We start from the raw sequence: 11,412 nt of genomic DNA on the forward strand, positions 1-11,412 counted from the left end.
CCCCTCGGACATTATTATGAGCTCTTCTATATCCCAACATGATCATCCTGCTGCGATTGATATTCCTAGCAAACCACAACGCATCAAACTGACACAAGATATCGATTTTTTCGCGCTATTTAAACGTATTGAGCGTGCTTTTGAGACCTGTTATCTACTCGAGTCATTGGGCGAAGATGGTCATATGGCACGTCACCATGCCATCGGTTTTGATCCAATTATGACTATCGCAGCCATTGACCGCACTACCCTGGCTATCACTGATAATAAAACAGTGAATACCAAACATTATCAAACTGACAATCCTTACCAGTTGCTACGAAAAATTACGCCGCAGCATGTCATTGCCCGTGACCAAAGCGGTGGGCTGGTCGGCTATTTAGGTTATGACAGTGTCAATTTTTTTGAGCCAAGTCTTGATGCAAAGGCAAGCGATGATTTCGAACCCTTTAAATTTGGCGTGTATCTAGATGGATTGACGCTAGATAAAATGACCGGGGAGATCTTCTACTTTTATTACCCGACTGCTCAGCAAGACAATCGTATTGAGCAAATCAAAGCCCTACTTGATGAGCCAACGCCTAGCTATGAAGCGCCCAGAGTTGAGTTTTTGGGCGATGGTATGAGTCCGGAAGAACATGCCAAGGGAGTGATGCAGGTAAAAGAAGACATTATCTCTGGTCGTATTTTTCAGTGCGAGGTTGGCTTTAAGTCAAAGTACCGTATCGTTGGTGACAAAATGCCGATTTATGAAAAGCTACGGGCGGTCAACCCGTCACCACATATGTATTTTATGAAATTTGCTGAGCAGTGCATTATTGGTGCCTCCCCTGAGCTGCTGTTTCGCCTGCGACAAGGTGAGATGGAGACCTACCCACTGGCTGGCACCGCCAAGCGTGGCGTTGATATAGTAGAGGACCGTAAGCTTGCTCGTGCCTTACTAAACGATACTAAAGAGATTGCCGAGCACAATATGCTTGTTGACCTGCACCGTAATGATATCGGCCGCGTCGCGCGCTTTGGTACGGTAAAAGTACGCAGTCTAATGGACATCAAACGCTTCTCACATGTCCAGCATATCTCCTCTGAAATCGTTGGGATTTTGCATCCTAATGAAGATATGTTTAGCGCTCTAGCCAGCAACTTTCCCGCTGGCACCTTATCAGGGGCACCAAAAGTCGAGGCAATCAAAGTCATCAATGAGTTAGAGCCTGATGGTCGCGGTGCTTATGGCGGCGCGCTTGGCTCGTTTAATTTTAATGGCGATTGTATTTTTGCCATCCCTATTCGTAGTCTATTTATCAATGGTGAGTCCGCCTATGCGCAAACCTGCGGCGGCAATGTCTACGACTCCAACCCTGCTGATGAATATCTTGAGATTCAGCGTAAGCTCTCTGCCATGAAAGTGGTCTTAGACAGCTTTATGACCGCCTAACTTTCCTATATCTCAGTAAAGAGCTTATGACTTATGAACGTTTTAATTATCGACAACTACGATTCCTTTACCTTTAATTTATATCAGTATATCGGCGAGATTTTGCAAACCATGGAGGATGATAAAGACGGCAATAACGCTGCAAACGTCATCGTTAAACGCAATAATGAAATTACCTTGGCTGACGTACAAGCAATGAATCTAGATAGAATCATTATCTCACCCGGCCCTGGCTCCCCTGATGATCCTGCTTACTTTGGTATTTGTGCAGAAGTGATTGAAACGCTGGGTAAGACGGTGCCACTACTGGGTGTTTGCTTAGGTATGCAAGGTATCGCTCATGTATTTGGCGGAGATGTGATTCAAGCTAGCGTACCGATGCATGGCAAAGTCTCAGCCATTCGCCATGATGACGCAGGTGTCTATCAAGGCTTGCCGCAAGAACTTGAAATCATGCGCTACCACTCACTTATGGTACGAGCAGATACTCTGCCTGAGTGTTTAAGCGTCACAGCTGTCATTGCAAATGATGCACATCATCATTTAAGCTTGGCTGAGTCAGCGCTCGCAGGAGATGAGATTATGGGATTGCAGCATAAAGACTATCCAATTCAGGGCGTGCAGTTTCACCCTGAGTCCTTTGCCACCGAAGGCGCCAAACGGCTACTTACCAATTTTTTATTGCAAGTGTAGTTTGTTTTAAGTAAGTACCATTACGCGCCACTGGTATAGATGCTCCTTACTTGCTGCCACTTCGCACTCGTCGCTGGTATCTATTTAATGGTGACTTATCAAGTTTGATAATACATAATAATAGAGAGCGATATGGCAAATACTGGTAGCATAATGTCAGCGCGGCAATCGTGGATAGGCACCATTCAAATCATTACTGCCGCTGTCTGTTGGGGTACTTTGGGGATATTTTCTACCTATAGAACTTACGAGCAATTACTAAGCTTGTCACTACGTATCTAGGGCTACGCTTTAGAACTGTCTTTAATTGGGACAGTGGCGCCCTTTGCACTCTACATAATAGTCGATAAAGAGCGAAACCCTTAGCCATGATATTATCGTTGAGGGGGTGTTACTTCTATTACTTCATCATTTACTAGAAAAAGAGGGTTTTGATCCGTCAAAATTTAATAGATAATTGTGGCTGTTTTAGCGACATTACTGCTCTATACGCTGTAAGAACGCTTGTGTACGTGGGTGTGTTGATAGCTCAAACATCTGCTTGGCACTGCCCTCTTCGACCACATAACCGTCTTCAATCAAAACCACATGATCTGCCACTTCACGAGCAAAGTTAATCTCGTGGGTCACCACGACCATCGTCCAGCCTTCAGACGCTAGCTGCTTCATAGTCTCAAGCACGTCTTGCACCAGCTCTGGATCAAGTGCAGACGTCGGCTCATCGAACAACAATAATGACGGCTCGATCGCCAGCGCCCGCGCGATACCGATACGCTGCTGCTGGCCACCAGACAGCTGAAACGGATACAGGTCAGCTTTTTCGGATAAACCAACTTTCTTTAGCAATGCTAAAGCTTGCTCGCGAGCTTGCGCTTTACTCTGACCTTGTACGATGGTCGGTCCGAGCATTAAGTTTTCAATCGCCGTCTTATGCGGAAACAAATTATAAGACTGAAAAACCATACCAGATTTGCGTTGTAGCGCCAGTAGTGCTTTTTTCTTAGGATTAGTAGCAAAATCAATCGTCAAACTGTCATCATCAAAAGCAATGACACCTTGATCAGGAATCTCCAGCGCATTTAAGCAGCGTAAAAAAGTTGTTTTACCCGACCCTGATGGCCCAAGTATCACTACTACCTTACCTTTTTCGATGGTCAAGTCGATGCCTTTGAGCACTTGATTATGACCAAAGGCTTTGTGAATATTAGTGACTTGAATCATAGAGGTTCCTGTTGTGCTAATAATACTAAAACTGCTGGTGAATGAGTCAATGAACTACTTAGCCACGTAACGATCAAGCCTAGTTTCAAGCTTACCTTGAATAAAGGTCAAAAACAGACAAATACCCCAATATATAAATGCCGCTTCGGTATAGACCAGCATAAACTCGTAGTTACGTGCGGTGATAATCTGGGCTTCTTTGAATAACTCAGTAACCAGTACCAATGAGGCCAAAGAGGTGTCTTTGACCAAACTAATAAAAGTATTGGATAACGGTGGTACCGATACCCGTAGCGCTTGCGGCAAAATCACATGCCGAAAGGTCTGCAAATACGTCAAGCCAACGGTTGACCCTGCTTCCCACTGACCTTTTGGAATCGACAAAATCGATGCACGCACGGTCTCCGATGCATAGGCTCCGATATTCAATGAAAAGGCGATAATCGCTGAGGGAAACGGATCAAGCTTGAGGCCAACGCTTGGCAAGCCATAAAAGATAATAAATAGTTGTACCAGCATCGGTGTACCGCGAATAGCAGACACATAGATGCGAGCCAGTCTATAGATAATCTTATGAAACCAGCCTGTCCGCGGCACAATACGAATGAGCGCCACTGTCAGCGCAATCATCATACCAATAGCAAATGATATCAATGCCAGCGGTATCGAATAATAAATACCGCCTTTTAGCATCGGCCAAAAAGAATCAATAACGATTTGCGCCCGATCAGGACTCATAAACGGCAACAATGCCAATAAATCAGCCAACATCGACGTTATAGACGCTAGCATTATTTTTGTTGACTTATATCAGCACCAAAGAACTCTTCGCTAAGCTCAGTCAACGTGCCATCTGCTTGCAACTCACCCATCGCTTCATTTAGCTTTTCTACGACAGCATCATCACCTTTTAGCAGTATTAAACCTGAACCACGCTGCTCACTAGCAGGAGCCTCCAATTTAATCTCTAAGCCGCTGTCTGGGAATTTTTTTAGGTAGTCTAGTACAGCGAGTTGGTCATTCATTGTGAAATCAGCACGGTCCTGCTTCACCAGCTGGATTGCTTGCGCCATTCCATCAACAGGAACGATTTCTGCTTCATAGCGCTCTGCCATTTCACCATAGTTACTGCTCAATGATTGCGCGCTACGCAGACCCTTTAATGCTTCCCATGAGCTATAACGATTGTCATCGGTTGCTGCTAAGACGACAGCACCTGACCAGCTATAAGGTTGAGCGAGGTCGTATTTCGCTTGGCGCTCAGGCGTCGTCAAGCTTACTTGGTTGGCGACTATATCAAAACGCTCAGAATCAAGGCCTGCCAACATGGCATCCCACTGGGTTTCTTTAAACTCAACGTCAACGCCTAGCTTGTCAGCGACTGCACGAGTCACTTCGACATCATAACCAGTTAGCTGTCCGCTTTCATCATGATAAGTGAACGGTGGGTAAGTACCTTCTGTACCGACATTGATCGTGCCGCCGTTGTTGATACGTTGTAGCAAATCGGAGCCTTCGGTTGCAGCATTATCGGTTGCACTGGTTTCCGCTTCATTGGTAGTTGACTGACCACAAGCGGCAAGCAGTACGGTACTGGCAGCAAGGGCTAAAAGATTACGACGTTTCATAAGGCGTCCTTATAAGGTAAGTAAATAATGTAATGAGCGGACCAAGTTAAACAAACCATCGATGTTGCCGCAAAATATAACTTACTCTTGGCAATATCTTACTCTGGCTGCCCGATTTGAGGGTATTATTTGTGTCTTTCAATACCATTTTATAGTATTTTTTTGGAATAAGCTTTTTGTATTAAAACGTGATTCAATAGAACCAAGCGTTGATAGTTGATAATCGTCTGCTATTTATAACTTATCTTATTACAACTTGGCAAGAATGACCGTACGAAAACAGTGACCTTACGTAAGAAGGTTAAAGTTTGCCGGAGAATTGATAACGATCCCCTGCATGCCACATCTTTACAAAGGTCAGCACCCGTCCTGCCGAATAAGTCTGACGGCGCAGTACTAACGTTGGTGACTGCGGTGCAATTTGTAGCGCATTAGCGATCTCATCAGGTGCTGCTAAGGCTCGAATGGTATAGTTGCCGCGCTCAAGCGGGCTTTTGGCAATCAGATAGTCGCTGGTATTCACCACGCTAAAATCTTGCTCAATGAATTCTGGTACTTTTGTCGCATCAACCCAGCGCTCTTCGAACTGTATCGGCTGACCATCCGCAAAGTGAATGATTTTTACTTCATATAAAACAGCTGCCTCAGTGCTATCAGTATTGCTATCAATGCTATATGAGTCAACGTTCTTTGCATTAGCAGCTTTGGAGTTAGAGGGCACGACTGCTTCATCAATACCAAATTTACGGCGCATCTCATCATCTAACATACTCGCGGTAATAGCGCGTTTGCTCACCACTCGTGCCTGATAGTCACGATTGGCCGATTTTAAGTCTTGCGCGATATTACGCACTTCCACAAAGGTATGATTGAACTGCTGCTGGGCAACAAACGTCCCTGACCCTTGCCTGCGCTCTAATACTCGCTCCTCGCTTAGCTCTTTTAGCGCGCGGTTGACCGTCATGCGCGATACTTCAAACTCTTCTGCCAACGCCATTTCGGTGGAGATAGCTTCGCCCGCCTGCCACTTTCCAGAATGGATATTATCTAGTATGGCGTTTTTAATCCGCTGATATGCTGGAACTGTTTTTGTCATGTCACGCTTCACCTTTGTCATGCTTGTCTCTAACCGTTGATTCCAACTATAGCCAGTCCAATATGAAAAAGATACAGCGGAACTGGGATGAATTTTTTGCAGCCTCTGTCGGCGTAGGCACAGCAAGCTAGAAAAAATTATACCCGTTTCGCGTTATGAAATAACGTATCCATTTTATTTAGTATCAACTATATGGGACTGTGCAGCTATGAAAGTGCTGACATAATATCACGACAGTTATGACAATCACCACGAGAACGACCTAACTAACTATTAACTTCATAAATAATTTAACTATTTATAAAAAAGTGCTTGCATGAAAAAATAATCTTTGATAATTTGTATATACAACTTATTCATTATACCCAATAATGCTACTACTAAAATGTCACCAGCAAACTGTATAAATAATCACAAGGATATGATCATGACTACCGATAATGAAATGAACAATAACGGCACCAGCAACCGCAATGTTTTTACGCGTCGTGATGAGAGTCGTGATATCGCTGCGCCGACTGGCAGTACGCTCAATTGCAAAAGCTGGCTCACTGAAGCGCCGTATCGCATGCTGCAAAACAATCTACATCCTGATGTGGCCGAAAACCCAAAAAGCTTGGTTGTGTATGGCGGTATCGGACGCGCTGCCCGTAACTGGGAAAGCTATGATCAAATCTTAGAATCTTTAAAAGAATTAGAAGACGATGAGACCCTACTCGTGCAATCGGGCAAACCGGTCGGCGTCTTTCAAACGCATGAAAATGCACCGCGCGTATTGATTGCCAACTCCAACCTTGTCCCGCGCTGGGCAACGTGGGAGCATTTCAATGAGCTGGATCGTAAAGACTTATTTATGTATGGACAGATGACCGCGGGTAGCTGGATTTATATCGGCACTCAAGGCATCGTCCAAGGTACTTATGAGACCTTTGTCGAAGCCGGTCGTCAGCATTATGATGGCGACTGGAGCGGACGCTGGATTTTGACCGCAGGTCTTGGCGGCATGGGTGGCGCGCAACCACTAGCGGCCACCTTTGCTGGCGCCACTTCTCTAAACATCGAATGCCAGCAGTCTAGTATTGACTTCCGTTTGCGTACGGGTTACGTCGATAAGCAAGCTGATAATCTTGACCATGCTTATAAGCTGATTAAACAGCATACCGACGCGGGTGAAGCCGTCTCAATCGCGCTACTTGGTAATGCGGCAGATATCTTGCCTGAGATGGTCAAGCGTGCCAATGTAGGCGAGATAAAACCTGATTTGGTCACTGACCAAACCTCCGCTCATGACTTAATCAATGGCTATCTGCCAAGTGGCTGGACAGTTGAAGAATGGAGGGCAGCACAAGAAAATCCGGACCAACATGCTGCCTTAACCAAAGATGCCGCCGCGTCTTGTGCCGTACACGTGCAGGCCATGCTAGATCTACAAGAAATGGGTATCCCAACGACTGATTACGGTAATAACATTCGTCAAGTTGCCTTTGATGAAGGGGTAAAAAATGCCTTTAACTTCCCGGGTTTTGTCCCTGCTTATATTCGTCCGCTGTTTTGCCAAGGTAAAGGCCCATTCCGCTGGGTCGCATTATCAGGTGATCCAGAAGATATCTACAAAACCGATCAAAAGATTAAAGAGCTATTCCCTGAAAACCAACATATTCATCGCTGGCTAGACATGGCGAAAGAACGCATTCAATTTCAAGGCTTGCCAGCGCGTATCTGCTGGTTAGGGCTTGGTGAACGTGATAAAGCAGGACTTGCCTTTAACGAGATGGTCAAAAACGGTGAGCTCAAAGGCCCTATCGTTATCGGTCGTGACCATTTAGATACTGGCTCTGTTGCCAGCCCGAACCGCGAAACAGAAAGCATGAAAGATGGCTCGGACGCGGTCTCTGACTGGGCATTATTAAATGGCATGCTCAATGTCGCAGGCGGCGCCACTTGGGTGTCATTGCATCATGGCGGCGGCGTGGGTATGGGTTACTCGCAGCATTCTGGCATGGTCATCGTCGCTGATGGCACAGATAGCGCCGCCAAGCGCTTGTCACGCGTACTGGTCAATGATTGCGGCTCAGGGGTGATGCGTCATGCGGATGCAGGCTATGAGCTGGCGATCAAAACAGCGAAGGACTACGGCTTAAATCTACCAATGATTAAATAGCTTGTCCTTATATGCTCAAGTGGTATAAGGACATTATCAACACTTTATCAAGGACGATAATATGTCTGAACGTGATATTTTGCCCCCAGATAGCTCCGTGCCTAGAACGCCTCTAGACAGTCCAGCGCCTGCTAGCCCGCCGCCTGAAGAGCTGCTGTCCAAACCTGTCGCGCTAATACAGCTAATCGTATTTAGTGCTATTGGCTTGGTGATGTTCTTTGTGCCTTTTACTATTGGTGAAAAGAGCACCATTTTATTTGATCATGGGGCAACTTATCTGGTCACTCAGCAGCACACCCTTGCAGTGTTTTTGCTATTTCTACTGATGATTTATGGTGTTGGCAAGCCCATTTATGATGGTTCATGGCGTAAAAATATCACCAATATGATATTAACTGTTTTTAAGATAATCGGGCTTATTTTAGCAATGATGTATATCACTGATATGGCGCCTGCTATTATTATGGAAAAGGACATGATGCCGTTTTTGTTTGAAAAACTGGCGTTACCAGTTGGCATGATTGTTCCTATTGGCGCATTAATCCTCGCTTTTTTGCTCGGTTTTGGCTTATTAGAGATGTTTGGGGTACTCATGCAGCCTATTATGAAGCCGATTTGGAAAACGCCCGGCTCATCAGCGATTGATGCCGTTGCGTCCTTTGTTGGCAGTTATTCTATTGGGCTGCTCATTACCAATCGAGTCTTTCTGCAAAAGCAATATTCGGTTCGTGAAGCCATCATTATTGCTACTGGGTTTTCTACGGTGTCGGCAGCCTTTATGGTCATCGTTGCCAAGACTTTAAACTTGATGGCGTTTTGGAATCTGTTCTTTTGGTCGACCCTGATTATTACCTTTATTGTCACTGCCATTACTGCCCGTATTCCGCCTATCCGGGGTTTTGATGATAGTGCCAGCCGTCCAGATTTGGACAACCAACAAGGCAATCGCTTAGCCGCAGCGTATCATTTGGGACTAGCTACCTCACGCCGTGCGACTGACCTTAAACAAATTATGTGGTCGAACTTTCGCGATGGGGTGACGATGGCGGCAGCGATTGTGCCTTCTATCATCGCGGTAGGGTTGACAGGCCTTTTACTAGCCAAATATACGCCCGTCTTTGATGCATTAGGTTTGCTCTTGTATCCATTCACTTGGGTAACCGGTATGCCCGAGCCACTAGTTGCTGCTAAAGGCATGTCAGCGGGATTGGCTGAGATGTTCTTGCCTGCCCTATTGCTAACGGAAGCTGAGGTTTTGACCCGCTATGTGGCAGGCGTCGTTTCGATTAGTAGTGTGCTGTTCTTTTCAGCGATGATTCCTTGTGTATTGGCAACTGAGATTCCGCTGTCAGTACCTAAGATGGTCATCATTTGGTTTGAGCGCGTGGTGCTTAGCATTCTCATCGCCGCGCCTTTTGGACATTTAGCGATATATCTAGGCTGGTTCGGTTAGACCGACTGAAACAGGCGGGATTGGTTAAGAAAATTTAGACAGCATAGCTTTTAACGGTTTATAAATAACAACACATAAACTAAAATGTATAGACAACAAAAAATACAATTAATACAGCTCATAAAATTAGGATGAATCGCATGACTGATATCAAAAAACTAACCCTACACCCACGCCAGCTTAGCTTTGAGATGCTACGTGATATTTATAATCATCCTGTCAATCTCACCTTGCCCGACAGTGCTTACGAGGCGATAGATGCCTCACACGAAGATGTACGTACCATCATTGCACGTGATAAGAGCGCTTATGGCATCAATACCGGTTTTGGCCTGTTAGCAAAAACCCGTATTAGTGATGATCAACTTGAGCTACTGCAGCGTAACCTTATCGTTTCTCACTCAGTGGGTACAGGTGAGGCACTGCCAGACAACGTAGTCAGGCTGATTATGGTGATGAAAGTCGCCAGCCTCGCACAAGGCGTCTCTGGCGTCCGCCGCGCTGTGGTCGATAGCTTACTTGGCTTAATCAATAATCAAATTACCCCAAACATTCCGGTCAAAGGCTCCGTTGGTGCTTCTGGCGACCTTGCGCCTTTATCGCATATGACGCTGGCCATGATGGGCGAAGGCGACGTCTATGTTGGCGGCAAAAAAGTCCCTGCCGCTGAGGCGTTAGCGCAGCATGGTCTTGAACCCATTACCCTTGCGGCCAAAGAAGGTCTTGCTCTTATTAATGGCACCCAAGTATCCACCGCACTGGCATTGCGCGGTTATTTCTTAGCGCGTGATTTATTAGAGACCGCCACCATCGTCGGCTCCCTGTCTATCGATGCCGCCAAAGGCTCGGATGCGCCATTTGATGCCCGTATTCATGAAGTGCGTGGCCATCACGGTCAGATAGAGATCGCTAAAGCCCATCGTCAGCTGATTAAAGGCAGTGCTATTCGCGCCTCCCACGATGGCGAGCAAGACGATAGAGTACAAGACCCGTATTGCTTACGTTGTCAGCCGCAAGTCATGGGCGCTTGCCTTGATATCATCAACCAAGCAGGCAAGACGTTATTGATTGAATCTAATGCGGTGACCGATAACCCGCTTATTTTTAACAATGATGACGGCCCAGTTGCTATCTCAGGGGGTAACTTCCATGCTGAGCCAGTGGCATTTGCCGCTGATATGCTCGCTTTAGCAATCGCTGAGATTGGTTCTATGTCTGAGCGCCGTGTGGCTTTATTAATTGATGCAACCTTGTCAGGTGGCTTACCGCCATTTTTGGTGGAAAATGCAGGGGTGAACTCTGGCTTTATGATTGCACACGTGACTGCAGCGGCGCTAGCCTCAGAGAACAAGTCTATCGCCCATCCTGGCAGCGTTGATAGTATCCCAACCTCTGCCAACCAAGAAGACCATGTGTCGATGGCCACCTATAGCGCCCGCCGCCTATATGAGATGGCGCAAAATACCGCTACCATCGTTGGTATTGAGCTATTGGCTGCTGGTCAAGGTATCGACTTCCATCGTAATCTTGCTACTTCCGAAGCATTACAGGCCGCGCATCAAAAATTGCGTGAGCAAGTGACTTTTTATGACAAAGATCGATACCTAGCCCCTGATATTGAAGCAGCAAAACAGCTGGTATTAGATGGTGCGCTGACAAAGCATTGGCAGGCACTGCGTAGCAATTGGTATGAGTCTAAATAAATAGCCTCCTTCTATAGTAAGT

General features: G+C 46.0%; 10 protein-coding genes. 6 read left to right on the forward strand and 4 right to left on the reverse strand.

Annotation, left to right across the window (positions count from 1 at the left end; translation table 11 throughout):
* Positions 1-16 precede the first annotated feature (16 nt).
* The 3 genes from Q0890_RS02560 to Q0890_RS02570 all read left to right on the forward strand — a co-directional run bounded on the left by Q0890_RS02560 (position 17) and on the right by Q0890_RS02570 (position 2,410).
* Complete coding sequence (locus Q0890_RS02560) at positions 17-1,435, forward strand: anthranilate synthase component I family protein (protein WP_299217200.1); 1,419 nt, start codon at positions 17-19, stop codon at positions 1,433-1,435.
* Between the two features lie 33 nt (positions 1,436-1,468).
* The gene (locus Q0890_RS02565; RefSeq protein ID WP_299217203.1) at positions 1,469-2,128 is read left to right on the forward strand and encodes an aminodeoxychorismate/anthranilate synthase component II; all 660 of its coding nucleotides are present in this window, start codon (positions 1,469-1,471) and stop codon (positions 2,126-2,128) included.
* Positions 2,129-2,260: 132 nt separating this feature from the next.
* Positions 2,261-2,410, forward strand: a complete 150-nt coding sequence (locus Q0890_RS02570) for a hypothetical protein (RefSeq protein ID WP_299217206.1) — start codon at positions 2,261-2,263, stop codon at positions 2,408-2,410.
* Between the two features lie 195 nt (positions 2,411-2,605).
* On the opposite strand, the gene Q0890_RS02575 is transcribed toward Q0890_RS02570, so the two are convergent.
* The 4 genes from Q0890_RS02575 to Q0890_RS02590 form a co-directional block, all read right to left on the reverse strand.
* The gene (locus Q0890_RS02575) at positions 2,606-3,349 is read right to left on the reverse strand and encodes an amino acid ABC transporter ATP-binding protein (RefSeq protein WP_299217208.1); all 744 of its coding nucleotides are present in this window, start codon (positions 3,347-3,349) and stop codon (positions 2,606-2,608) included.
* A gap of 54 nt (positions 3,350-3,403) precedes the next feature.
* Complete coding sequence (locus Q0890_RS02580; RefSeq protein ID WP_299217211.1) at positions 3,404-4,141, reverse strand: amino acid ABC transporter permease; 738 nt, start codon at positions 4,139-4,141, stop codon at positions 3,404-3,406.
* On the reverse strand, positions 4,141-4,977 hold the full coding sequence (locus tag Q0890_RS02585) for an amino acid ABC transporter substrate-binding protein (RefSeq protein WP_299217214.1): 837 nt from the start codon (positions 4,975-4,977) through the stop codon (positions 4,141-4,143). The genes Q0890_RS02580 and Q0890_RS02585 overlap by 1 nt, the downstream gene beginning before the upstream one ends.
* A 301-nt stretch (positions 4,978-5,278) precedes the next feature.
* Positions 5,279-6,073, reverse strand: a complete 795-nt coding sequence (locus Q0890_RS02590; RefSeq protein ID WP_299217217.1) for a UTRA domain-containing protein — start codon at positions 6,071-6,073, stop codon at positions 5,279-5,281.
* 445 nt (positions 6,074-6,518) lie between these two features.
* Between Q0890_RS02590 and hutU the strand changes: the two genes are divergently transcribed.
* The 3 genes from hutU to hutH all read left to right on the forward strand — a co-directional run bounded on the left by hutU (position 6,519) and on the right by hutH (position 11,390).
* Positions 6,519-8,234: a urocanate hydratase gene (gene hutU / locus Q0890_RS02595; protein WP_299217988.1), complete on the forward strand. Its 1,716-nt coding sequence runs from the start codon at positions 6,519-6,521 to the stop codon at positions 8,232-8,234.
* Between the two features lie 61 nt (positions 8,235-8,295).
* Complete coding sequence (locus Q0890_RS02600) at positions 8,296-9,687, forward strand: YjiH family protein (protein WP_299217220.1); 1,392 nt, start codon at positions 8,296-8,298, stop codon at positions 9,685-9,687.
* 140 nt (positions 9,688-9,827) lie between these two features.
* Positions 9,828-11,390, forward strand: a complete 1,563-nt coding sequence (gene hutH / locus Q0890_RS02605) for a histidine ammonia-lyase (RefSeq protein WP_299217223.1) — start codon at positions 9,828-9,830, stop codon at positions 11,388-11,390.
* The last annotated feature ends 22 nt before the right edge of the window (positions 11,391-11,412 follow it).

It is taken from the genome of uncultured Psychrobacter sp., from assembly GCF_947488565.1.
Classification (GTDB): domain Bacteria; phylum Pseudomonadota; class Gammaproteobacteria; order Pseudomonadales; family Moraxellaceae; genus Psychrobacter; species Psychrobacter saeujeotis.

Excerpts from the sequence above, each read along its gene's own strand:
- Q0890_RS02560 (WP_299217200.1), top strand. The coding sequence starts at position 17 with ATGAGCTCTTCTATATCCCAACATGATCATCCTGCTGCGATTGATATT.
- Q0890_RS02565 (WP_299217203.1), top strand. The coding sequence starts at position 1,469 with ATGAACGTTTTAATTATCGACAACTACGATTCCTTTACCTTTAATTTA.
- Q0890_RS02570 (WP_299217206.1), top strand. The coding sequence starts at position 2,261 with ATGGCAAATACTGGTAGCATAATGTCAGCGCGGCAATCGTGGATAGGC.
- Q0890_RS02575 (WP_299217208.1), bottom strand. The coding sequence starts at position 3,349 with ATGATTCAAGTCACTAATATTCACAAAGCCTTTGGTCATAATCAAGTG.
- Q0890_RS02580 (WP_299217211.1), bottom strand. The coding sequence starts at position 4,141 with ATGCTAGCGTCTATAACGTCGATGTTGGCTGATTTATTGGCATTGTTG.
- Q0890_RS02585 (WP_299217214.1), bottom strand. The coding sequence starts at position 4,977 with ATGAAACGTCGTAATCTTTTAGCCCTTGCTGCCAGTACCGTACTGCTT.
- Q0890_RS02590 (WP_299217217.1), bottom strand. The coding sequence starts at position 6,073 with ATGACAAAAACAGTTCCAGCATATCAGCGGATTAAAAACGCCATACTA.
- hutU (WP_299217988.1), top strand. The coding sequence starts at position 6,519 with ATGAACAATAACGGCACCAGCAACCGCAATGTTTTTACGCGTCGTGAT.
- Q0890_RS02600 (WP_299217220.1), top strand. The coding sequence starts at position 8,296 with ATGTCTGAACGTGATATTTTGCCCCCAGATAGCTCCGTGCCTAGAACG.
- hutH (WP_299217223.1), top strand. The coding sequence starts at position 9,828 with ATGACTGATATCAAAAAACTAACCCTACACCCACGCCAGCTTAGCTTT.